This is a genomic window from Geobacillus sp. FSL W8-0026, from assembly GCF_037966255.1.
GTDB classification, from domain to species: Bacteria; Bacillota; Bacilli; order Bacillales; family Anoxybacillaceae; genus Geobacillus; species Geobacillus icigianus.
Map to the genome: position 1 here is coordinate 1,227,176 of NZ_CP150194.1, position 20,968 is coordinate 1,248,143.

The window sequence follows — 20,968 nt, forward strand, 5'->3', positions numbered from 1 at the left end:
GGGGAAAAACGAAAATATAGTGATAAAAGGGAAACGAAAAGGGGGAGCGCTATGATTGTTCATGTCGTCCAACGCGGGGAATCGCTTTGGCAGTTGGCTCAGCGTTACCGCGTTCCGCTTGAGCGGATTGTCGCCGCCAACGAACTGAGCGACCCGAACCGGCTCGCCATCGGGCAGGCGGTGGTCATTCCGGTGCCGTATCGCTATCATACCGTCCGTGCCGGGGAAACGGTATGGCAGATCGCCCGCGCCTATGGAGTGACGGTCGAAGCCATCGGGCAGACGAACCGGCTCGCCAACCCGGCGTTTATTTATCCGGGCACGCCGTTGGTGATTCCGGCTCGCATTCATACGGTGCGCGCTGGAGAAACGTTAGGGCAAATGGCCGCCGCCTATCAAGTCAGCGTCCAGCAAATCATCGAGTTCAACCCCATCGCCGATCCGAATGCCATCGCTCCCGGACAGCGGCTCATCATCCCGCCGGCGAAACCGCTCATCGAGGTGAACGCATTTACGGTGGATCAAGGGGAGAAAGGGGCGGAGCAAGTGCGCGAAGTCGGCCGCCATTTGACGTATGCTGCCCCGTTCGCCTATACGATCCGCGCCGACGGCGGCCTGAATGCCGTCAACGATGTGGCGATCATTCAGGCGGCTTATGCCGCCCGTGTCGTGCCGATGATGACGGTCACCAACTTTACGTATCAGGATCCAGGTTCAAAATTGGCGCAGACGATCTTGACCGATGCCACGCTGCAAACAAGATTGCTTGAGAACGTCATTCAAGTGATGCGGGCGAAAGGATACCGGGCGCTGAACGTCGATTTTGAAAATGTCTACCCGTCCGACCGCGAGCGGTATAACGCGTTTTTGCGGCGGGCGGCGGCTCGGCTTCACGCGGAAGGATATTGGTTATCGACATCGCTCGCTCCCAAAATCAGCGCGGAACAAAAAGGGTTGCTGTATGAAGCGCACGACTATCCGGCCCACGGGCGCATTGCCGATTTCGTCGTGCTCATGACCTATGAATGGGGCTATCGGTTCGGGCCGCCGCAAGCCATTTCGCCGGTGAACCAAATTCGGCGCGTGCTCGATTATGCGGTGACCGTGATTCCGCGGGAGAAAATCATGATGGGGTTTCAAATTTACGCCCGCGACTGGGTGCTGCCGCACGTGCCAGGGCAAGAGGCGGAAACGTTCAGTCCGAAAGAGGCGCTCGAGCGCGCCATTCGCTACGGAGCGTCGATCCAATACGATGTGGCGGCGGCTTCGCCGTTTTACCGCTACACGGACGAACAAGGCCGCCAGCACGAAGTATGGTTTGAAGACGCCCGCAGCGCGTTGGCGAAATTTGACTTGGTGAAAGAATACGGATTGCGCGGGATCAGTTACTGGGTGCTCGGGTATCCGTATCCGGAAAACTGGGTGCTGTTGGAAGACCACTTCCGCATTCGGAAACGGGGATAAGCTGGACGGCTGGAGCGTATGCGCCGATCATCGGGCATGCGCGTTTATTTTGGTTGTTGGCGTTCGAGCTGCTTTTTTAGTTGATCGATTTCGAAATCGTGCTGACGGATTTTATGCTTCAAATAGTCAATCGCCATGACGCATGTCGCCAACCAAATCTCAGATGAGAAAAAGCAAGTGTTGCTTGAGCAGATTCACGAAATCGGCCGTCAGCGGGATTGGTTCCATGTGTATAACAACATGTGGGATCGGAAATTGCATCTGGATGGCATGATTGGCAGCCGAGAATACCAGCAAATCGTGGCGGAAACCGATGGGCATGGTCGTTGGTTTCGGTGGGAGATGAACAGCTCAAATTAGGGGCAATGAGCCTTCCATGAAAAATGATGCCAAGCAAAAGAAGTACGCGATTTCCCTCCATCCTTGAACCATACTAACATCGAATATGAAAACTTGGAGGGAAACGAATGAAACCGTTTGTGCCCAAACTTGTGTATTTCGAGCCGGAGGCGTTGTCGTATCCGCTCGGGAAGGAACTGTATGAGAAATTTACGCACATGGGCATCGAAATTCGCGAGACGACGTCGCATAACCAAGTGCGCGGCATTCCGGGGGAGACGGAGCTGGCGCGGTATCGAAACGCGAAAGCGACGCTCGTTGTCGGCGTGCGGCGGACGCTGAAATTCGACTCCTCAAAGCCGTCGGCGGAGTACGCGCTGCCGCTGGCGACCGGGTGCATGGGCCATTGTCATTATTGCTATTTGCAGACGACATTAGGAAGCAAGCCATACATCCGCGTGTATGTCAACTTGGACGACATTTTCGCCCAGGCGCAAACGTATATTGACGAGCGCGCGCCCGAGATTACGCGCTTTGAGGCGGCGTGCACGTCGGACATCGTCGGCATCGACCATTTGACCCATTCGCTCAAAAAAGCGATTGAGTTTATCGGCGCGACCGACTACGGGCGGCTCCGGTTTGTGACGAAGTACGAGCATGTCGACCATTTGCTTGATGCGAAGCATAACGGCAAGACGCGGTTTCGCTTCAGCGTCAACTCCCGCTATGTCATCCGCCATTTTGAGCCGGGAACGTCGTCGTTTGACGCGCGGCTTGCGGCGGCGCGCAAAGTGGCCGGCGCCGGCTATAAGCTCGGCTTTGTCGTCGCGCCGATTTACCGGCATGACGGTTGGCAGGAAGGGTATTACGAATTGTTTCAGGAGCTCGCCCGGCAATTGGAAGGGGTCGACTTGTCGGATTTGACGTTTGAGCTCATCCAGCATCGGTTTACCAAGCCGGCCAAGCGGGTCATCGAGCAGCGTTACCCAAACACCAAGCTCGATTTGGACGAATCGAAGCGCAAGTATAAATGGGGGCGGCACGGCATCGGCAAATATGTGTACGTTGACGAGGAAGCGCAGGAGCTGGAGGAAACGATTCGCTCGTATATCGCTCGCTTTTTTCCGGCCGCTCAAGTGCAGTATTTTACGTAATGTCCTCTTCATGGTATAATGGGATTGATTGCTATTTTTTGACCTGCCGGGAACGCTAGCGGTGTGTATGGGCTGGGGAAGGATGGCAGGCGAATGTGGCAGGAGGGGACATGCGTTGCCGACACCAAGCATGGAAGACTATATCGAACAAATTTATTTATTGATCGAAGAGAAGGGCTATGCCCGCGTTTCTGACATCGCTGAGGCGTTGTCCGTTCATCCCTCCTCAGTGACGAAAATGGTGCAAAAGCTCGATAAAGACGAGTATTTGGTGTATGAAAAATACCGTGGGTTGGTATTGACGCCAAAGGGCAGAAAAATCGGGCAGCGGCTCGTTTATCGCCATGAGCTGCTTGAGCAGTTTCTCCGTTTGATCGGCGTCAACGAAGAGAACATTTATCGCGATGTGGAAGGGATTGAACATCATTTAAGCTGGAACGCCATTGACCGGATCGGCGATTTGGTGCAGTATTTTCAAGAAGACGAACGCCGCATTCAAGCGCTTCGCGATGTCCAAGCGCGCAATGAACAAGGAGAGTAAGCGGAAGGCTTGCTCTTTTTTGTTCGCCGTACTAAGCGCCCTTGTTTGGTCTTACATATGTATAAACGGCCAAAAAAAGGGGGCGCGGCGATGGACATTGATCTCGTTTTTTCCGGCGGCGGAGTCAAAGGATTTGCGCTGCTTGGAGCGTATGAAGCGATTGAGGAAAAAGGACTGCGCTGGAAGCGGCTCGCCGGCACGAGTGCGGGGGCGTTGCTTTCGGCGCTGCTGGCAGCGGGCTACAGCGCCCGAGACATCGCTCGACTGCTTGAGGAGCTGGAGCTGGAGCAGTTTTTGGATGCGCGTCCGCAGTGGATTCCGTTCCCGCTTTGGAAATGGGTGCGCCTTTACTGGCGTCTCGGCTTGTATCAAGGAAAGGCGTTTGAGCAGTGGCTGGAGGCTGCGCTTGCCGCCCGCGGCGTGCGGACGTTTCAAGATGTGTCGGCCGGCAGCTTGTCGATTGTCGCGTCCGATGTCACCAATGGACGCATCGTCGTCATGCCGGACGATTTGCATCGATACGGCATTGATGCCAAAACGTTTTCCATCGCCAAAGCGGTGCGGATGAGCATCAGCATTCCGTATTTCTTCGAGCCGGTCCGGTTAAACGGGCGGGACGGTCTGGCGCTCATCGTTGACGGCGGGGTGCTAAGCAATTTTCCGCTCTTTTTGTTCGATGAGGAAAAGAAAATGAAAAAACGCCCAGTGCTGGGCGTTCAGTTGAGCCCCAAGCCCGGGGAGCGGCCAAAGCGGACGATCAGCAACGCCCTCGATTTATATGAGGCGCTGTTTGCGGCGATGAAAGAGGCGCACGATGCGCGCTACATCTCGCGCCGCCACGAAAAAAATATCGTCTTTTTGCCGGTGGACAACGTCATGGCCACCGAATTTTCGATTGACCCAACAGCGCGCCGCCGTTTGATCGATTACGGACGCGAGCGGACGCGGCAGTTTTTGCGCCAATGGGCGTATTAAATCGGAGTGCGGTCACCACCGTTTGTCGCTGGCGCGAATCGAATGGGCGAAGAGACAAAAAAAGAATCAAGCTAAAATGAAGCTCGATTCTTTTTTTTGCCTTTTTTGCCCTCAATGACGGTCAGATGCGGAATGGCCGTCCGCTTTTTGAGCGGCCGCTTCAGCTTTGCCGGCTTTGTCTGTTTGCGCCCGGGGCGGGGATGGAGCTTTTTCGATTGCCGCACCGCCTTTCCGTACGACCATCGATCGCTGTCGGTGCGGCGTTGATAGACGAATCGATAGAAGAGGAAAATGGCGGCCACAAACAGGGCGACAAACAGCAGCTGGCGGAACAGCACCGTCGGATGGGCAAAAAGTGTATAGAGAATGCCAACCGTCCCAAGCATGATGGTAACCCCAACAAGCGGATGAATGGTTCGGCGCCGCAATGAGTCCACCCCCTTTTGAACGATTACTGCACCGCTTGTTTCTTTTCCGTTTCGGCTTCCAGATCGAGAAGACGCTGAAATGAGGCGATGGCCACTTCCACCTGGTCATCGTCCGGTTCTTTGGTCGTCAGCCGCTGCAGCCACAAGCCGGGGTAGCCAAGCCAGCGCAGCAGCGGAATGTCTCTCAATTTATTTGTAAACTGCAGCACTTCAAACGAAACGCCAAGCACGACCGGAATTAAGGCGAGGCGGTTGAGAACCCGCAGCCAAAGCGGCTCGGTCGGCACAAATAAGTAGAGGAACAAGCCGACGACAACCGTAAATAAAATGAAGCTGCTGCCGCATCGGTAGTGAAGGCGGGAAGCGCGCTGGACGTGTTCCACCGTCAGCGGCCATCCCGCTTCAAACGCGTTGATGACCTTATGTTCGGCGCCGTGGTATTGGAACACGCGGCGAACAAGCGGTGTGAGCGAAAGAAAGAAAATATAGCCAAGCAATAAGGCGAGTTTAAAAATCCCTTCAAGCAAAATTTGGCCCGTCTTGCCCGGAACGAGCGGCTGTAAGAAGGCGGCGGCAAGCGCCGGAACGAGCGTAAACACCGTTTTGGCGAACAAAAAGGAGAGCACCCCGATGACGGCGGCGCCAACGATGAGCGTCAGTCTGGAGCTGTTTTCGCCTTCTGTCCGCCCCTCCTCCGAACCGGCTTCATACCGTTCGCTGGCGAACTGCAAATGTTTCGCCCCGTTCGCGCTCGCTTCCACGATGGCGACGATGCCGCGGACGAACGGAATTTTTTTAAGCAAAGCCAATGTCGGATGGACGCGCCGCGGCAAAGTGAAATAGTCAATCGTTCCATCCGGACGGCGAACGGCGGTGACCGAATGGGTTCGGCCGGCAAACATGACTCCTTCCACTACCGCCTGCCCGCCGTACAGCGGTTTCTCCACTCGTTTCATTTGATCAACACCAACCTATTTTTATGTTTATTATTTTATTCTACAAGAAACGTCCGGAAACCTCTAGGTTGATGTTACTGTTATGATTTCCAAAAAAACCATCATTTACACAAGCATGATCATTTTTTCGTTTCATTCATGGGGGAGAAGGCGGCCGGTCATACTAACACGTAAGGAGGTGCAGTATGATGGCGCAACAAAACGGAACACTCGAGCAGGAGAAAACGGAACGGCCGATGACGCTCGTACAGAAAACGATCATCATTGGGTTTGTCGGCGGAGTATTTTGGAGCTTGATCGGTTATTTGGCGTACTTTTTCAATTTTAGCGACATTAGTCCGAACATGATTCTCATCCCGTGGGTCGCTGGCGACTGGAAGTATGGAAAAGCCGGAAACTACGCGGCGGTCGTGTTGATCGGCATCCTTTCGATCGGGGCGGCGCTTTTGTATTATGCGCTGCTTCGCAACGTGCGCGGCATGTGGGCGGGGATGGTCTACGGCGCCGGGTTATGGGCGGTGGTGTTTTATTTGTTTCATCCGCTCTTTTTCCATGTTCAGCCCGTTGCTAAGCTCGACGCCAATACGGTGATCACGACGCTCTGTTTATACATTTTATACGGGGTGTTCGTCGGCTACTCGATTTCTTTTGAAGCGCAAGAAATGAACCAGCCGTCGGCAAGCGAGGGAAAAGAGGCGGCAAAAGAAGGGAGTTGATTTTCTTGCCCGCGCAACGGATAGATGACGGGATCGTCCTCAGTATGGTAAAATAAAGAAGGTTTTTATTGTTTTGGCATCGTTCCCGTTCGGGACGCCCTCGGCCTCTTCGGCAGGCACGGGGAAGCCAAATACGCGGGAAGAGGGGAATGCGGGATGGAAAAGCTAGAAAAGCTGCGAAAACTTCTACAAGAGCACGGGATCGATGGGCTGTTGGTCACAAACGGCTACAACCGCCGCTATTTGACCGGGTTCACCGGCACGGCCGGCGTCGCGCTCGTCAGCTGTGACGGGGCGGTGTTGATTACCGATTTTCGTTACGTCGAACAAGCGACAAAACAGGCTGATGGCTTTGAAGTTGTCGAACATAGCGGGCCGATCGTGAAGGAAATCGTCCATCAAGTCAAGCGGCTCGGCATCAACCGGCTCGGTTTTGAGCAGGAAGACGTCACGTACGCGGCGCATCAGACGTATCAGGAGGCGATTGGCGCCGAGCTCGTTCCGACATCTTCGCTGGTGGAAAAATTGCGCTTGATTAAGTCGGAGGCAGAGATTAAGATAGTAAAGGAAGCAGCCGCCATCGCCGATGCGGCGTTTGCTCATATTTTGTCATTCATCCGTCCGGGCGTTACGGAAATCGAAGTGGCGAATGAGCTGGAGTTTTTTATGCGCAAGCAAGGGGCGTCTTCGTCCTCTTTTGATACGATCGTCGCCTCCGGCTATCGCTCAGCGTTGCCGCACGGGGTGGCGTCAGAGAAGACGATTGAGCGCGGTGAGCTCGTGACGCTTGATTTCGGGGCTTATTACAAAGGGTATTGTTCCGATCTCACGCGGACGGTGGCCGTCGGCGACATCAGCGCCGAGCTCCGGACGATTTATGAAGTCGTCCTTGAGGCGCAGCGGCGCGGCATGGCTGGCCTGAAAGCCGGCATAACCGGCAAGGAGGCCGATGCTTTGACGCGCGACTATATTCGTGAAAAAGGGTATGGCGATTATTTCGGCCATTCGACCGGCCATGGCATCGGCCTTGAAATTCACGAAGGGCCGACGCTTTCCTTCCGTTCCGACGCTGTGCTTGAGCCGGGCATGATCGTCACCGTCGAGCCGGGCATTTATATTCCGGGGCTTGGCGGGGTGCGGATCGAAGACGATACCGTCATCACCGCCGACGGGAACGAAGCGCTCACCCATTCGCCGAAAGAGCTCATCATTTTATAACGGATTGTGTGAGGAGGATTTGGGCCAATGATTTCAGTCAACGATTTTCGCACAGGGCTGACGATTGAAGTGGACGGCGAAATTTGGCGCGTTCTTGAGTTCCAGCATGTCAAGCCGGGCAAGGGAGCGGCGTTCGTCCGTTCGAAGCTGCGCAATTTGCGGACCGGCGCCATTCAAGAGCGGACGTTCCGCGCCGGCGAAAAAGTGAACCGGGCGCAGATTGACACGCGCAAAATGCAATATTTGTACGCCAACGGCGACCAGCACGTCTTTATGGATATGGAAACGTACGAACAAATCGAGCTGCCGGCGAAACAAATCGAACATGAGCTGAAGTTTTTGAAAGAAAATATGGAAGTGTTCATCATGATGTATCAAGGTGAAACGATCGGCGTCGAGCTGCCGAACACCGTTGAGCTGAAAGTGGTGGAAACGGAGCCTGGCATCAAAGGCGACACCGCTTCGGGCGGTTCGAAACCGGCGAAGCTCGAGACCGGCCTCGTCGTTCAAGTTCCGTTTTTTGTGAATGAAGGCGACACGCTCATCATCAACACGGCTGACGGTACCTACGTGTCGCGGGCGTAAGCGGCGGGCGGCGCAGGGGCTGCTCGAAAAGGCGATCTCCCCTCAAGAAAGACACAGCATATCGTGTGGCAGGGAAGCGGTTAGTGCCTAGATAGCGATGAGAGAGGGGGTCCCAGTCCTTTTCGGCCCCCCCTTCAAGATAGCAATATTCGATGTGACAGAAGCAGTCAGCACGTATAGACAGCAACGTAAAGAAGGGGTTCCGATCGCCCCCTTCAACATAGCGGCATTCCATGCGACAAAAGCAGTCAGCACGTATAGTCGGCAACGAAAGAGGGGGTCCCGATCCGTTTCGGGTCCCTTCTTTCATTTTGGGAGCGGTAAACGACCGCTTTTTTCACCGGCCTTTTGGGGCCGCTTTTTTTATGCGCTGGTCGAGCGACAAAATCTTCTTCTGAACCGGCTTGTTTTTGCATACGTTTGTACTAACCGATTCCATTAGGAGGGAAACATGAAACAATGGCTGCGGTCGATCGACCCGTCCGTGCTGTCGATGGCTGGCATCCGGATGGTGTCGGCGCTGATTGAGCTGAGTGCAGCGCTGTTGATGCTCGTTTTCAACGACGTCAAAAAGGCGTTGGCTGTGAACGCCGCCCTCGCTGTTGTCGGTCCGACGATGATGATTGTCACGATGGCGATCGGGCTGCTTTCGCTAGCGGACGAGCTTTCGTTTTCCCGGCTCGGATTCGTTGCCCTCGGAGTGGCGCTCATTTTGTTTGCGATTTACAAGTAAGGCATCAATAAGTTCGTGAGCGGCAAGCGGCGATGCGCCGATTCGTTTACGATTGACAAGTAAGGCATAAATGCCCCGCTCTGCCCATACATATGAACTAGTCCACATGAAAAGGGGGAGGGCTATGGAAGCGGTATGGGGAATGTTGCCGAAACCGATCGCTGCGCTGCTGCAAGAATCGCTTGTCGGGCCTCATGAGGTGGAAGAAATCCGCATCCGCATCTCCCGACCGCTTGAGGTGATTGCGCGCGGCAAAGCCCGTTTGCTGCCGTATGAGGTGACGAAAGAGGACGGGGTGCATTTGCTCAACAAATTGAGCCATTATTCCATGTATGCGGTTGAAGAAGAGCTCAAGCGTGGATTTATCACGATTGAGGGGGGGCACCGCGTCGGCCTGGCTGGCAAAGTGATCACCGAAGGCGGAAAAGTGAAAGCCATTCGCGATGTCTCCTCTTTTAACATTCGCATCGCTAAAGAACAAGTCGGCATTGCCGAACCGCTTCTTCCCTATGTGTATGACGGCCGCCGCTTTCGGCACACGATGATCATCGGTTCGCCGCAAACCGGGAAAACAACGCTCTTGCGCGATGCGGCCCGCTTGATCAGCAGCGGAACGAACCGGATGGCGGCGCAAAAGGTGGCGATTGTCGATGAACGATCGGAAATTGCCGGCTGTGTCAAAGGCGTTCCGCAATTTTCGTTCGGTCCGCGCCTCGATGTGTTGGACGCTTGTCCGAAGGCGGAAGGAATGATGATGATGATCCGCTCGATGAGCCCGGATGTCATCATTGTTGATGAAATCGGGCGCGAAGAGGACAGCGAGGCGGTGCTGGAGGCGGCGAACGCCGGCGTTTCGGTATGGACGACGGTGCACGGCCGCAGCCTCAAAGATGTCTGGCAGCGCCCCACCCTGCGGGCAGTGATGGAACAAAAGGTGTTTGAACGGTTTGTGGAGCTGACGAGCGTCCCTCGCCCCGGTTCCATCCGGCGCATTCTCGATGCCGACGGGTCGATATTGTATGAACGGGCGGTGGCGAGCCGATGAAATGGGTTGGGGCTTTATTGATCCTCGCCGCCTCGACATGGTTGGGGACGGCCGCTTCCCGTCTGCTGCATGAGCGGCCGCGCCAACTTCGCCAATTGAAGGCGGCGCTGCGGGTGTTGGAAGCCGAGGTGATGTACGGCCATACCCCATTGGCTGACGCGGCCGGCCGCCTCGCCCGGCAGACGGCCGCCCCTTTTTCCGAACTGTTTGCACGGTTTGCCGCTTCATTGAACGCCGGGGAAACAAGCGCGGCCATGGCGTGGGAAAAAAGTTTGCGCGCCGTATGGGAAAAAACTGCGCTGACGCAGGGGGAGTTTGAAGTCATGCTGCAATTTGGGGCTACGCTTGGCCAGTACGATCGCCTCACCCAGCAAAAGCAAATCGCGTTGGCGCTTGCCCATCTTGAACGCGAGGAAGCGGAAGCGGTCGATCATGAGGCGCGCTACGCCAAGATGGCGAAAAGTTTAGGCGTGCTAGCCGGGCTGCTGCTCGTCATTTTACTCATGTAGACAGGAGGCGGAAACAATGGGCATCGACGTCGATCTCATTTTAAAAATCGCTGGCGTCGGCATCGTCATCGCGTTTTTGCACACGGTGCTCGATCAGATGGGGCGGAAAGAATACGCCCAATGGGTGACGCTGCTCGGCTTCATTTACATCTTGTTTATGGTCGCCTCGATTGTGAGCGATTTATTCCAAAAAATTAAAGATGTCTTTTTGTTCCGCGGGTAGGGGGGATCGGCCATTGACATTTTGCAAATTGTCGGTTTCGGGTTGATCGCCACGTTTTTAGCGGTGCTGTTGCAGGAGCAAAAATCGAATCTCGCGTTTTTGCTGACGGTGTTTGTCGGTTGCACCATTTTTTTGCTGCTTGTGGACCAAATCAGCCGCATTTTGACGATGCTGCGGGAAATGGCCGAGGGCGCCCACATTCAAATGGTGTACTTAGAGACGATGTTGAAAATCATCGGCATCGCCTACATCGCTGAGTTTGCCGCCCAAATTTCCAAAGACGCCGGTCAAGGGGCGATCGCCGCCAAAATTGAGCTTGGCGGAAAAATCGTCATTTTGGCGCTCGCCGTGCCGATTTTGACCGCCATTATCGAAGCGGTCATCAGCCTGATTCCGGCGGCGCGATAAGGGGGGGGCGGGGTGAAACGAATCACGGTTCTGATTGACAGGTGTTTCCCACGACGGCGTGGCACCGTCAATGACAGGGTGAAACGAATCACGGTTCTGATGGCTGTGCTAGTGGGGTTCTTTTTTTCCCCGTTGATCGTACAAGCCGCAAGCGGCGAGTCGTCCATCAGCGAACAGCTCGCCCGCCTGGATGTGAGCGAGATCCGCCGCTATTGGGAAACGATCGTTCACGAGTACGGTGGTTTTTTGCCGGAAAGCGAAAAAGGCCCGCTCGCCGATTTTATAAGCGGCGAGCGGCAATGGTCGCCCGCTGAGTGGCTGAAGGCGCTTGCTAGCTACTTGTTTTACGAGCTCCAAGTCAACGGCAAGCTGCTTGGCACGCTCATTTTGCTCACGGTGTTCAGCACGGTGCTCCAATCGCTGCAAAACGCGTTCGCCCAACAGGAAGTGAGCAAAATCGCCCAAGCGGTCATCTATATGGTGCTGCTGCTGATCGCTTTAAACAGCTTCCGGCTCGCAGCGGACTATGCGCTCGAAGCGGTGCGCACGATGAGCCATTTCATCATCGCTTTGGTGCCGCTGCTGCTCGCCCTGCTCGCTTCTTCGGGCGGCGTGGTATCGGCGGCGTTTTTTCACCCGCTCATTTTATTTTTGATGACGACGACGGGGACGGTCGTCGAATATGTCACCTTGCCATTGTTGCTGCTGGCGGCGCTTTTAGGGGTTGTCAGCACGCTCAGCGACCGGTACAAGGCGACCCAGCTCGCCAATTTGCTGAACAAGGTGGCGATCGGGCTGCTCGGCGTCATTTTGACCGTGTTTCTTGGCGTCATGTCCGTGCGCGGCGCGACGGCTGCGGTGGCGGATGGCGTCGCGTTAAGGGCGGCGAAATTCGTCACTGGCAACTTCATTCCGGTCGTCGGCAAATTGTTCACAGACGCCGCCGATACGGTCGTCGCCGCCTCGATGCTGTTGAAAAACGCTGTCGGATTGGTCGGAGTGGCGATTTTATTGATGATCGCCGTGTTTCCCGCCGTGAAAATTTTCGCCATCGTCGTCGTTTATCAGCTGTCGGCGGCGCTTTTACAGCCGCTTGGCGGCGGGCCGGTCTTGTCGTGCCTAAACATCATCGGCAAAAGCATCGCCTACGTGCTGGCGGCGCTGCTCATCGTATCGCTCATGTTTTTCCTCAGTCTCACGGTCATGATCATGGCTGGGAACATTACGATGATGGTCCGCTAGGAGGAGCCGTATGCCATTTGTCATTGAGTGGGTCACCAACATTATTTTGTTTTTGCTGTTTGCGGTGGTCATCGATTTTTTGCTGCCGTCCGGAACGATGCAAAAATATGTCAAAATGGCCATCGGGCTGCTGTTGTTGCTAGTGATGCTTACTCCGGTGTTGCGGCTGGCCTCGGTTGCGCCGGAACAGCTTGTCGCTTCGGCGCTGGCCCGCTTTTCCGGCGAGCAAACGGGGGAAGATGCCATAAAAAATGAAATCGAGCGGCAGAAAAAAGAAATACAAGCCTCGCAACGCGCATATATTTTAGAACAAATGGCTGTCCAGCTCGAAAACGACGTAAACGAGGAGTTGATGAAAAAGTATGGGTTGAAAGCCGACGTCAACGTTTCCGCTGAGCCAACAAGCGAAACTTGGCGCATGCCGGATGACATCCGGACGATTTCTGTCGTCCTTTCAAAGCAGCGGCCGGCCGGGACGGTGGAACCGGTCACGATCGACACGACAAAGCCGCCGGATTGGTCGGCGGGCGACGCCGCGCTGGCTGAGGAGGTGCGCTCGTTTCTCGCCGGACGCTGGGAAGTGGATGAACATAAAATTGATGTGCAATTCAGGGGGAGGGAATAGGGGGGATGCTGCCGTTTTTAAAGCGCCTCATTTCTTCACCGGCGAAGGACGAAGACGGGGGAGGGGGGCCGAAAAAGTCACCGTTTTCTTACATGGTCTTGCTGTTGCTGGCTGGCATCGTTTTTATGGCGGCGAGCCACTGGACGAACAGAGGGGGGGACGAGGCGACCCGCCCTTCCGCCATCAAGCCGTCTTCCTCGGCGGAGCCGGCGTTTCTAGCGAGCAAAGAGACGAAAGAAAAAGTGATTGCTGCCTATGAGGAACAGTACGAGAAAGAGTTAAAAGCGGCGCTTGAGTCGATCGAAGGGGTCGATGACGTCACTGTCGTCGTCAACATCGATTCGACGGACCTCAAGCTGTTTGAGAAAAAGCGTTCCACAGAGCGGCAGACGACTGAGGAAAGCGATAAGGAAGGCGGAAAGCGGACGATTGAAAATCAGTCGACCAATGAAGAAGTGATCATCATTCGCAATGGCGAGGAGGAAACCCCGCTCGTTGTCGCCACAAAAAAGCCGGACATCCGCGGCGTGCTCGTTGTCGCCAAAGGAGCGGACAATTTGCAAATTAAAAAATGGATCGTCGAGGCGGTGACGCGCGTCTTAAACGTTCCGAGCTACCGCGTCGCTGTCTTGCCGAAAAAATGATGGGTAAGGGGAGGAGACCGGAATGTTGAAAAAGCAAACCGTTTGGCTGCTGACAATGTTGAGCTTGGTCGTTGTGCTGTCGGTCTATTATGTGACCGCGCCGAAAAACATGAACAACAGCCCGGCGTTCACTGCTGGCGAAAAAACAAAGAACACCGACGAGCCGAGCGTGGCGGTTGAGGAGACACAAAAGCCATCGGCCGCGAAAGAGACGGGCGATGACTTATTTACGGCGCTGCGCATGAAAATCGAGGATGAGCGGAGCCGCTTGCGCGATGAGTTGAACGCCATCGTCGCCTCAGCGAACGCCACAGCCGAGCAAAAGAACGAAGCGCTTAATAAAATTGAAAAGCTGCAGGCGCTCTCCGAAAAAGAAGCGACATTGGAAACGCTCATCAAATCGAAAGGCGGCTATGAAGACGTGCTCGTGCGCGCCGATGACAGCCAAGTGCGCGTGACGATCAAAGCGAAACAAAGCTCAGCGAAATCAGCGAACGAAATCATCCATATGGTGAAAAAGGAAATGCCCGATGCCGAATACGTGACGGTCGAGTTCCAGCCGGCCGGGTGAACGCGCTGCTCTTTCTGGGCGGCTTCTTTTTTTTTGTAAAAGTCTTTCGTTTTCCTGACGGTTGTGTATATAATCGTTATGAATATGTTTGAATGCCTTTGCGGGGCAGGCTTCTTGACACTTGAAGAAAGGTGTGAGGAACGATGAAAATCCAAGAGATCCGCGAATTGATCCGCTTAATTGACCAATCTTCGATCGATGAATTTGTATACGAACAAGGTGAAACGAAAGTACATATGAAAAAAGCGGCGGCCGCGGTCGCCGTCACGCCGGCGGTTGTCTCGGCGCCCGCCGCCCAGCCCGCTCCCGCTGTGACGGTGTCGGCTCCCGCTGCCCCAGCGCCCGCCGCTATGCCTGTTCAGGCGGCTGCTGAAGCGCCGGCAACCGAGGCCGATCAGCCGGCCGTTTCGGCGGCGAAGCAGGCGAAAGAAGGAGCTTTTCATCAAATCACTTCGCCGATGGTCGGCACGTTCTACGCCGCCCCAGCGCCGGACAAGCCGCCGTATGTCAAGCCGGGCGACAAAGTGAAAAAAGATACGGTGGTGTGCATTATCGAAGCGATGAAGCTGTTTAACGAAATTGAGGCGGAAGTCGAAGGCGAGATTGTCGAGGTGCTCGTGCAAAACGGCCAGCTTGTCGAATACGGCCAGCCGCTGTTTTTAGTCAAGCCTGAGTAAGGAGAGAGAGCGATGATCAAAAAAGTATTAGTGGCGAATCGCGGGGAAATCGCTGTTCGCATCATTCGCGCTTGCCGCGAGCTCGGCATTGAGACGGTCGCCGTCTTCTCGCAAGCCGACCGCGACGCTTTGCACGTGCAGCTCGCCGATGAAGCCTACTGCATCGGACCGACCGCGTCGAAAGACAGCTATTTGAATTTCACCAACATCATGAGCGTTGCCACGCTCACGGGTTGCGACGCCATTCATCCGGGCTACGGATTTTTGGCGGAAAACGAAGCGTTCGCCGAGCTGTGCCGCGAGTGCCACGTGACGTTCATCGGCCCGAGCCCGGAAGCCATCGCCAAAATGGGCATAAAAGATATTGCCCGCGAAACGATGCGCGAAGCCGGCGTGCCGATTGTGCCCGGATCGCGCGGAGTCATTGAAACTCTCGATGAGGCGCAGGCGATCGCCCAAGAGATCGGCTATCCGGTCATCATCAAAGCGACGGCCGGCGGCGGCGGGAAAGGGATTCGCGTCGCCCGCAACGAAGAGGAACTCATCAAAGGCATCAACATCACCCAGCAGGAAGCGGCGACGGCGTTCGGCAACCCCGGCGTCTATATTGAGAAATATATCGAAGATTTCCGCCATGTGGAAATTCAAGTGCTCGCCGATTCGTACGGGAACACGATCCACCTCGGTGAGCGCGACTGCTCGATTCAGCGCCGGCTGCAAAAACTCGTCGAAGAAGCGCCGTCGCCAGCGCTTGATGACGAGATGCGCCAAAAAATGGGCGAGGCGGCCGTCAAGGCGGCGAAAGCGGTCAACTACACCGGCGCCGGCACGGTCGAGTTCATTTACGACCATCGCCACCGACAATTTTACTTCATGGAGATGAATACGCGCATTCAAGTCGAGCATCCGGTCACCGAACTGATCACCGGCGTCGATTTGGTGAAGGAACAAATTCGCATCGCCGCGGGCGAAAAGCTGTCGATCACCCAAGATGACGTTACGTTCAACGGCTGGGCGATCGAATGCCGCATCAATGCGGAAAATCCAGCGAAAAACTTTATGCCATCGCCGGGGAAAATCGCCATGTACTTGCCGCCCGGCGGACCGGGCGTGCGCGTCGATTCCGCCGCTTATCCCGGTTATGCGATCCCGCCGTATTACGATTCGATGATCGCCAAGCTGATCGTCCACGCGCCGACGCGCGCGGAAGCGATCGCCCGCATGAGACGCGCGCTTTCGGAGTTTGTCATCGAAGGCATTCATACGACGATTCCGTTCCACATAAAATTAATGGAACATGAAAAGTTTCAAAGCGGCGAGTTTAATACGAAGTTTTTGGAGTTATATGATATTATGAAGGCAGAATAGGAGGTGCCTTATGTCGGAGCATATTTTTGAGACAGAACAAACGTATCCGGCGCTCGGCAAGGTGGAAATCGCCCCGGAAGTGATCGAGGTGATTGCCGGCATTGCCGCGTCGGAAGTGGAGGGCATCGCGCAAATGCGCGGCAATTTTGCCGCCGGCGTCGCCGAGCGGTTTGGAAAGAAACATCACGGCAAAGGAGTCAAAGTCGACCTGCGCGATGACGGCGTCATCATCGATCTGTATTGCCTCGTCCAGTTCGGTGCCTCCATTCCGAACGTGGCGAAAAAGGTGCAGGAAAACGTGCGCCAAGCGCTTTGGAACATGACGGGCCTCGAGGCGAACGAGGTGAACGTTCATATCGTCGGCATCCAGTTTGAAGCCGGCAAGCAGGAACCGGATGCGGTCGAACAATGAGAGCCAGGCGGCTGCCGAAAGAAGCAGCCGCCTTTTGTTTTTTTCGTCAAAGTTTGTTATTGTAATGAACGAGGCTGTGGCGCGGCCGGCGGACAGGCGAACGACCGATCGAAAAAAGGTGGTTTTTCCCGAAAAATATGATATCATTTCAATATAAATGTTCGTGTTTGTAAGGAGGGATGGCTATGAAGCGGCACGAAGCGCGCGAGAAGGCGCTGCAGGCGCTGTTCCAAATCGATGTCGGCCGCATTGCCCCGGAAGAGGCGCTGGCCAACGTCATTGGCGAAGAAGAAGTCGACCCGTTTTTGCGCCGGCTGGTCATGGGCGTTGTCGAGCATCGAGAAGAGATCGACGAGCTGCTGCGCGCCAATTTGGAAAAGTGGACGCTTGAGCGGGTGGCGAACGTGGATCGCGCCATTTTGCGCATGGCGACGTACGAAATGAAATACGTCGATGAAGTGCCGGTGAGCGTCAGCTTGGACGAAGCGGTGGAGCTGGCGAAAAAATTCGGCGACGGAAAATCGGGAAGTTTTGTCAACGGTGTGCTTTCCAAAGTGAAAGCAGCGCTGCAAACATGATAGCGGCCGCTTGGGCGGAAGAAGACGGAATGATGGACGAGGAGAGGAGAAGGGAGACCATGACAGCACAAATCATTAGCGGAACGGAAATGGCGAAGACGATTCGCGCCGCGCTGGCGGAGGAGGTGGCGCAGCTGAAAGCGGCCGGCGTCGAGCCGGGGTTGGCGGTCGTTTTGGTCGGCGATGATCCGGCGTCACATTCCTATGTGAAAGGAAAACAAAAAGCGTGTGCCGAAGTCGGTATTCGTTCTTTTCTTTATTCGTTTCCGAAAACGGTCGATGAAGAGACGCTGTTGGCGCAAATTCGCGCCTTGAACGCCGATTCGGCGGTGCACGGCATTTTGGTGCAGCTGCCGCTCCCGGAGCATATTCGCGAATGGTCGGTCATTGAAACGATCGCCCCGGAAAAAGATGTCGACGGGTTTCACCCGATCAACGTCGGAAAAATGATGATCGGCCAGCGCGCGTTTCTTCCTTGCACGCCGCATGGCGTTGTCGCGATGGTGAAGTCCGCTGGCATTGACATCGTTGGCAAACATGTCGTCGTCATCGGCCGAAGCAACATCGTCGGCAAACCGGTTGGCCAGCTGTTTTTGCGCGAACACGCCACGGTGACGTACACTCATTCCAAAACAAACGATCTAGCGGCCATCACCCGCCAAGCTGATATTTTAATCGTCGCCGCCGGCAAGGCCCGCCTCATCGGCCCAGAGCACGTCAAGCCCGGGGCGGTCGTCATTGATGTCGGCGTCAACCGGCTTGAAAATGGCAAACTGTGCGGCGACGTTGATTTTGAGGCGGTGAAAGAAGTGGCCGGCTATATTACGCCGGTGCCGGGCGGAGTAGGACCGATGACGATCACGATGCTTTTGCACAATACGATCGAAGCGGCCCGAGAGCTGGCTGCAAAGTGAGGGCAAGGATCCGTGGAAGTCAAATATGTCACGGTCGGGGCATTGACGAAGTACATCAAACGCAAGTTCGATGTCGATCCGCATTTGCGCGACTTATGGGTAAAAGGCGAGATTTCCAACTTTAAGCAGCATTCGCGCGGCCATATGTATTTTACGTTGAAAGACAGCCAAGGGCGCATTGCCGCCGTCATGTTTGCCGGCTACAACCAGCATTTACCGTTTCGTCCTGAAGACGGGATGAACGTGCTCGCGCGCGGGGAAATTTCTGTCTACGAACCGAACGGCAACTATCAGCTGTATGTCAAAGAAATGCAGCCGGAAGGCGTTGGCAGCTTGTATTTGGCCTATGAACAGCTGAAGCAGCGGCTCGAGGCGGAAGGGCTGTTTGCGTCGGCCCATAAAAAGCCGCTTCCCGCCTTTCCGCGCTGCATCGGCGTTGTCACGTCGCCGACCGGAGCGGCGGTGCGCGATATCATGACCACCATCCGCCGGCGCTATCCGTTGGCGAAAGTGATTTTATTTCCGGCGCTCGTCCAGGGGGAAGGGGCCGCCTCCTCGATTGCCCGCGCCATTGAGCGGGCCAACGAGCTCGGCGCGGTCGACGTCTTGATCGTCGGCCGCGGCGGCGGATCGATTGAAGAGTTATGGGCGTTCAATGAAGAAATGGTCGCGCGCGCCATTTTCGCTTCCCGGGTGCCGATCATTTCAGCGGTCGGCCATGAGACCGATTTTACGATCGCTGATTTTGTCGCCGATTTGCGCGCGCCGACGCCGACTGCCGCCGCCGAACTGGCGGTGCCGCACGTCGGTGAGTTGGCGGAGCGGCTCGCGGAGCGGAAATGGCGGCTCATCCGCGCCATGAAGGAACGGCTCGCCGCCGGCCGAGAACGGCTTGATCGTCTGCAAGCGTCGTACGCGTTTCGCTACCCGAAACGGTTGTACGAGCAAAAGGAGCAGCAGTTCGATGCCTTGCTTGAGCGGCTTCACCGTCAGCGCCGATCGTATGTCGACGAGAAGCATCGACAGCTGCGCGAGCTTGGCTTGCGGTTATGGCGCCATCATCCGGCGGCGGAGCTTGAACGGGTAAAAGAGCGGCAAATCGCGGCCGCCACCGCGTTGAAAAAAGCGATGCGGTCGGCGTTAGAGCGCCATGCGTTCCGCTTTCGCTCCCATCTCGCCCGGCTCGAGGCGCTCAGCCCGCTTCGCGTCATGGAACGCGGCTATAGTTTGGTGTACAATGAGCGAGGGGAGCTTGTCAAACGGCTCAGCCAGCTTGCCGTCGGCGAACGTCTGTCAGTTCGAGTTCAAGATGGACGGGTGAACTGCCAAGTCATGGGAGTGGAGGAGAAACGCGATGAGTGAAGAAAAAGAGCTGACGTTTGAAGAAGCGATGAAACAGCTTGAAGCGATCGTGGAAAAACTCGAAGAAGGAAATGTGCCGCTAGAGGAGGCCATCGCCTTTTTTCAAGAAGGAATGAAACTGTCGAAACTATGCCACGACAAACTGCAGCAGGTGGAAAACAAGCTCGAGTATTTGCTGCGCGAAGACGGCGAGCTCGTGCCTTTTTCGCCGGAGGAGGAGTAACGGGTGGAGCAGCGAGAGATTGAACAGTTTTTAAACGGGCAAAAACGGGCGGTTGAGGAGACGCTTTCCCGCTATATGGCGCGCCTCCGCGGGCCGGAGACGCTCAGGCGGGCGATGGCGTACTCGCTCGAGGCCGGAGGCAAACGCATTCGTCCGCTTTTATTGTTGGCGACCGTGCAGGCGCTTGGCAAAGATCCCGCCCTTGGTCTGCCGGTTGCCGCGGCGGTGGAAATGATTCATACGTATTCGCTCATTCACGACGACTTGCCAAGCATGGACAATGATGATTTGCGGCGCGGCAAACCGACGAATCATAAAGTGTTTGGCGAGGCGATGGCGATTTTGGCTGGCGATGCGCTGCTGACGTACGCCTTTCAGCTGATCGCCGAAATCGATGACGATCGCATTTCCCCTCCCGTCCGCCTCCAGCTCATCGAACAGCTCGCGCAAGCGGCGGGCCCGGAAGGCATGGTGGCCGGACAGGTCGCCGATATGGAAGGAGAAGGAAAAACGCTTTCGCTTGCAGAACTGGAGTATATCCACCGGCATAAAACCGGGAAAATGCTGCAATACAGCGTGCGTGCCGGAGCGCTCATCGGCGGCGCCAGCACCGAGCAGCAGCGCGAGCTTGAGGCTTTTGCCGACCACTTAGGCCTCGCGTTTCAAATTCGCGATGATATTCTCGACATTGAAGGGGCCGAGGAAAAAATTGGAAAACGAGTCGGCAGCGACCGCGACAACAACAAGGCGACGTATCCGGCTCTTCTCACGCTCGCCGGCGCGAAACAAACGCTGCGGGTTCACATCGAAGAAGCGCAGCGCCATTTGCGACAAGCGAAGGTGAATGGCGCCGCGCTCGCCTACATTTGCGAGCTTGTCGCAGCGCGCGACCATTGACATAGGGCGGCGGCCTTTCCTGTTCGATCAGGGCGAGGCGGCCGCTTTGTTTGTTGTTGGCGATGATAACAGCATAGCTTGACGGAAACGGCGGCGTTTGGCGGCCAAAGTCGATTTTTCGCGCCTGATTATGTATAATAATACTACCTGTATCATAGAAG

27 protein-coding genes are annotated in these 20,968 nt (G+C 55.6%); 25 read left to right on the forward strand and 2 right to left on the reverse strand.

Annotated elements, in window-relative coordinates; all coding sequences use genetic code 11:
- The first annotated feature begins 51 nt into the window (after window positions 1-51).
- The 5 genes from NST29_RS06210 (at window position 52) to NST29_RS06230 (ending at window position 4,473) form a co-directional block, all read left to right on the forward strand.
- The gene (locus NST29_RS06210) at window positions 52-1,464 is read left to right on the forward strand and encodes a LysM peptidoglycan-binding domain-containing protein (RefSeq protein ID WP_033019324.1); all 1,413 of its coding nucleotides are present in this window, start codon (window positions 52-54) and stop codon (window positions 1,462-1,464) included.
- A gap of 135 nt (window positions 1,465-1,599) precedes the next feature.
- Entirely contained in the window at window positions 1,600-1,824 is a 225-nt protein-coding gene (locus NST29_RS06215; protein ID WP_051962716.1) for a DUF2332 family protein, read from the forward strand.
- Window positions 1,825-1,931: 107 nt separating this feature from the next.
- Window positions 1,932-2,957 carry a spore photoproduct lyase gene (splB, locus tag NST29_RS06220; RefSeq protein ID WP_033019325.1) on the forward strand — a complete coding sequence of 342 codons (1,026 nt, stop codon included), beginning with the start codon at window positions 1,932-1,934 and terminating at the stop codon, window positions 2,955-2,957.
- A 115-nt stretch (window positions 2,958-3,072) separates the two neighbouring features.
- Complete coding sequence (gene mntR / locus NST29_RS06225; RefSeq protein ID WP_033019326.1) at window positions 3,073-3,498, forward strand: transcriptional regulator MntR; 426 nt, start codon at window positions 3,073-3,075, stop codon at window positions 3,496-3,498.
- Between the two features lie 90 nt (window positions 3,499-3,588).
- Window positions 3,589-4,473 (forward strand): patatin-like phospholipase family protein, encoded by an 885-nt coding sequence (locus NST29_RS06230; RefSeq protein ID WP_033019327.1) that lies wholly within the window; start codon window positions 3,589-3,591, stop codon window positions 4,471-4,473.
- A 71-nt stretch (window positions 4,474-4,544) separates the two neighbouring features.
- Here NST29_RS06230 and NST29_RS06235 read toward each other — a convergent pair whose 3' ends face one another.
- The gene (locus NST29_RS06235) at window positions 4,545-4,901 is read right to left on the reverse strand and encodes an SA1362 family protein (protein ID WP_033019328.1); all 357 of its coding nucleotides are present in this window, start codon (window positions 4,899-4,901) and stop codon (window positions 4,545-4,547) included.
- A gap of 23 nt (window positions 4,902-4,924) precedes the next feature.
- Entirely contained in the window at window positions 4,925-5,857 is a 933-nt protein-coding gene (locus tag NST29_RS06240; protein WP_033844170.1) for a DUF1385 domain-containing protein, read from the reverse strand.
- A gap of 185 nt (window positions 5,858-6,042) precedes the next feature.
- On the opposite strand from NST29_RS06240, the gene NST29_RS06245 reads away from it, so the two are divergent.
- The 20 genes from NST29_RS06245 (at window position 6,043) to NST29_RS06340 (ending at window position 20,807) form a co-directional block, all read left to right on the forward strand.
- Window positions 6,043-6,573: a YqhR family membrane protein gene (locus NST29_RS06245; protein WP_033844169.1), complete on the forward strand. Its 531-nt coding sequence runs from the start codon at window positions 6,043-6,045 to the stop codon at window positions 6,571-6,573.
- Between the two features lie 156 nt (window positions 6,574-6,729).
- The gene (locus tag NST29_RS06250) at window positions 6,730-7,791 is read left to right on the forward strand and encodes a Xaa-Pro peptidase family protein (protein WP_033844168.1); all 1,062 of its coding nucleotides are present in this window, start codon (window positions 6,730-6,732) and stop codon (window positions 7,789-7,791) included.
- 27 nt (window positions 7,792-7,818) lie between these two features.
- Window positions 7,819-8,376 carry an elongation factor P gene (efp, locus tag NST29_RS06255; protein ID WP_011231892.1) on the forward strand — a complete coding sequence of 186 codons (558 nt, stop codon included), beginning with the start codon at window positions 7,819-7,821 and terminating at the stop codon, window positions 8,374-8,376.
- Window positions 8,377-8,827: 451 nt separating this feature from the next.
- Window positions 8,828-9,109, forward strand: a complete 282-nt coding sequence (locus tag NST29_RS06260) for a YqhV family protein (RefSeq protein WP_033019332.1) — start codon at window positions 8,828-8,830, stop codon at window positions 9,107-9,109.
- 124 nt (window positions 9,110-9,233) lie between these two features.
- Complete coding sequence (gene spoIIIAA, locus NST29_RS06265; protein ID WP_033844167.1) at window positions 9,234-10,154, forward strand: stage III sporulation protein AA; 921 nt, start codon at window positions 9,234-9,236, stop codon at window positions 10,152-10,154.
- Window positions 10,151-10,663 (forward strand): stage III sporulation protein SpoIIIAB, encoded by a 513-nt coding sequence (gene spoIIIAB, locus NST29_RS06270; RefSeq protein WP_033844166.1) that lies wholly within the window; start codon window positions 10,151-10,153, stop codon window positions 10,661-10,663. Before spoIIIAA ends, spoIIIAB begins: the two co-directional genes overlap by 4 nt.
- Before the next feature lie 16 nt (window positions 10,664-10,679).
- Window positions 10,680-10,886, forward strand: a complete 207-nt coding sequence (gene spoIIIAC, locus NST29_RS06275; RefSeq protein WP_011231888.1) for a stage III sporulation protein AC — start codon at window positions 10,680-10,682, stop codon at window positions 10,884-10,886.
- Window positions 10,887-10,907: 21 nt separating this feature from the next.
- Window positions 10,908-11,294, forward strand: coding sequence for a stage III sporulation protein AD (gene spoIIIAD / locus NST29_RS06280; RefSeq protein ID WP_033019335.1), 387 nt, complete (start codon window positions 10,908-10,910; stop codon window positions 11,292-11,294).
- A 78-nt stretch (window positions 11,295-11,372) separates the two neighbouring features.
- Entirely contained in the window at window positions 11,373-12,536 is a 1,164-nt protein-coding gene (gene spoIIIAE, locus NST29_RS06285; RefSeq protein WP_033844960.1) for a stage III sporulation protein AE, read from the forward strand.
- A 10-nt stretch (window positions 12,537-12,546) separates the two neighbouring features.
- Window positions 12,547-13,161, forward strand: a complete 615-nt coding sequence (gene spoIIIAF / locus NST29_RS06290) for a stage III sporulation protein AF (RefSeq protein ID WP_033019337.1) — start codon at window positions 12,547-12,549, stop codon at window positions 13,159-13,161.
- 5 nt (window positions 13,162-13,166) lie between these two features.
- Window positions 13,167-13,805, forward strand: coding sequence for a stage III sporulation protein AG (gene spoIIIAG, locus NST29_RS06295; protein WP_033019338.1), 639 nt, complete (start codon window positions 13,167-13,169; stop codon window positions 13,803-13,805).
- 22 nt (window positions 13,806-13,827) lie between these two features.
- On the forward strand, window positions 13,828-14,376 hold the full coding sequence (locus NST29_RS06300) for a SpoIIIAH-like family protein (protein WP_033019340.1): 549 nt from the start codon (window positions 13,828-13,830) through the stop codon (window positions 14,374-14,376).
- A gap of 143 nt (window positions 14,377-14,519) precedes the next feature.
- On the forward strand, window positions 14,520-15,053 hold the full coding sequence (accB, locus tag NST29_RS06305) for an acetyl-CoA carboxylase biotin carboxyl carrier protein (RefSeq protein WP_033019342.1): 534 nt from the start codon (window positions 14,520-14,522) through the stop codon (window positions 15,051-15,053).
- A 12-nt stretch (window positions 15,054-15,065) separates the two neighbouring features.
- A complete protein-coding gene (gene accC, locus NST29_RS06310; RefSeq protein WP_033019344.1) occupies window positions 15,066-16,421 on the forward strand; it encodes an acetyl-CoA carboxylase biotin carboxylase subunit in 1,356 nt (451 codons plus the stop codon).
- A 10-nt stretch (window positions 16,422-16,431) separates the two neighbouring features.
- Window positions 16,432-16,833, forward strand: a complete 402-nt coding sequence (locus tag NST29_RS06315; RefSeq protein WP_033844160.1) for an Asp23/Gls24 family envelope stress response protein — start codon at window positions 16,432-16,434, stop codon at window positions 16,831-16,833.
- Window positions 16,834-17,018: 185 nt separating this feature from the next.
- Window positions 17,019-17,411, forward strand: coding sequence for a transcription antitermination factor NusB (gene nusB, locus NST29_RS06320; protein ID WP_033019347.1), 393 nt, complete (start codon window positions 17,019-17,021; stop codon window positions 17,409-17,411).
- Window positions 17,412-17,470: 59 nt separating this feature from the next.
- Window positions 17,471-18,325 carry a bifunctional methylenetetrahydrofolate dehydrogenase/methenyltetrahydrofolate cyclohydrolase FolD gene (gene folD / locus NST29_RS06325; protein ID WP_033844159.1) on the forward strand — a complete coding sequence of 285 codons (855 nt, stop codon included), beginning with the start codon at window positions 17,471-17,473 and terminating at the stop codon, window positions 18,323-18,325.
- Window positions 18,326-18,337: 12 nt separating this feature from the next.
- Window positions 18,338-19,687, forward strand: coding sequence for an exodeoxyribonuclease VII large subunit (xseA, locus tag NST29_RS06330; protein ID WP_033019353.1), 1,350 nt, complete (start codon window positions 18,338-18,340; stop codon window positions 19,685-19,687).
- Window positions 19,680-19,910, forward strand: a complete 231-nt coding sequence (locus NST29_RS06335; RefSeq protein ID WP_033019355.1) for an exodeoxyribonuclease VII small subunit — start codon at window positions 19,680-19,682, stop codon at window positions 19,908-19,910. The genes xseA and NST29_RS06335 overlap by 8 nt, the downstream gene beginning before the upstream one ends.
- A 3-nt stretch (window positions 19,911-19,913) precedes the next feature.
- Window positions 19,914-20,807: a polyprenyl synthetase family protein gene (locus NST29_RS06340; RefSeq protein WP_033019356.1), complete on the forward strand. Its 894-nt coding sequence runs from the start codon at window positions 19,914-19,916 to the stop codon at window positions 20,805-20,807.
- Window positions 20,808-20,968: the final 161 nt, after the last annotated feature.

What these genes read in the sequence shown, in the direction of transcription:
- NST29_RS06210 (WP_033019324.1), top strand. Translation starts at nt 52, where the DNA reads ATGATTGTTCATGTCGTCCAACGCGGGGAATCGCTTTGGCAGTTGGCT.
- NST29_RS06215 (WP_051962716.1), top strand. Translation starts at nt 1,600, where the DNA reads ATGACGCATGTCGCCAACCAAATCTCAGATGAGAAAAAGCAAGTGTTG.
- splB (WP_033019325.1), top strand. Translation starts at nt 1,932, where the DNA reads ATGAAACCGTTTGTGCCCAAACTTGTGTATTTCGAGCCGGAGGCGTTG.
- NST29_RS06230 (WP_033019327.1), top strand. Translation starts at nt 3,589, where the DNA reads ATGGACATTGATCTCGTTTTTTCCGGCGGCGGAGTCAAAGGATTTGCG.
- NST29_RS06240 (WP_033844170.1), bottom strand. Translation starts at nt 5,857, where the DNA reads ATGAAACGAGTGGAGAAACCGCTGTACGGCGGGCAGGCGGTAGTGGAA.
- NST29_RS06245 (WP_033844169.1), top strand. Translation starts at nt 6,043, where the DNA reads ATGATGGCGCAACAAAACGGAACACTCGAGCAGGAGAAAACGGAACGG.
- NST29_RS06250 (WP_033844168.1), top strand. Translation starts at nt 6,730, where the DNA reads ATGGAAAAGCTAGAAAAGCTGCGAAAACTTCTACAAGAGCACGGGATC.
- efp (WP_011231892.1), top strand. Translation starts at nt 7,819, where the DNA reads ATGATTTCAGTCAACGATTTTCGCACAGGGCTGACGATTGAAGTGGAC.
- NST29_RS06260 (WP_033019332.1), top strand. Translation starts at nt 8,828, where the DNA reads ATGAAACAATGGCTGCGGTCGATCGACCCGTCCGTGCTGTCGATGGCT.
- spoIIIAA (WP_033844167.1), top strand. Translation starts at nt 9,234, where the DNA reads ATGGAAGCGGTATGGGGAATGTTGCCGAAACCGATCGCTGCGCTGCTG.
- spoIIIAB (WP_033844166.1), top strand. Translation starts at nt 10,151, where the DNA reads ATGAAATGGGTTGGGGCTTTATTGATCCTCGCCGCCTCGACATGGTTG.
- spoIIIAC (WP_011231888.1), top strand. Translation starts at nt 10,680, where the DNA reads ATGGGCATCGACGTCGATCTCATTTTAAAAATCGCTGGCGTCGGCATC.
- spoIIIAF (WP_033019337.1), top strand. Translation starts at nt 12,547, where the DNA reads ATGCCATTTGTCATTGAGTGGGTCACCAACATTATTTTGTTTTTGCTG.
- spoIIIAG (WP_033019338.1), top strand. Translation starts at nt 13,167, where the DNA reads ATGCTGCCGTTTTTAAAGCGCCTCATTTCTTCACCGGCGAAGGACGAA.
- NST29_RS06300 (WP_033019340.1), top strand. Translation starts at nt 13,828, where the DNA reads ATGTTGAAAAAGCAAACCGTTTGGCTGCTGACAATGTTGAGCTTGGTC.
- accB (WP_033019342.1), top strand. Translation starts at nt 14,520, where the DNA reads ATGAAAATCCAAGAGATCCGCGAATTGATCCGCTTAATTGACCAATCT.
- accC (WP_033019344.1), top strand. Translation starts at nt 15,066, where the DNA reads ATGATCAAAAAAGTATTAGTGGCGAATCGCGGGGAAATCGCTGTTCGC.
- NST29_RS06315 (WP_033844160.1), top strand. Translation starts at nt 16,432, where the DNA reads ATGTCGGAGCATATTTTTGAGACAGAACAAACGTATCCGGCGCTCGGC.
- nusB (WP_033019347.1), top strand. Translation starts at nt 17,019, where the DNA reads ATGAAGCGGCACGAAGCGCGCGAGAAGGCGCTGCAGGCGCTGTTCCAA.
- folD (WP_033844159.1), top strand. Translation starts at nt 17,471, where the DNA reads ATGACAGCACAAATCATTAGCGGAACGGAAATGGCGAAGACGATTCGC.
- NST29_RS06335 (WP_033019355.1), top strand. Translation starts at nt 19,680, where the DNA reads ATGAGTGAAGAAAAAGAGCTGACGTTTGAAGAAGCGATGAAACAGCTT.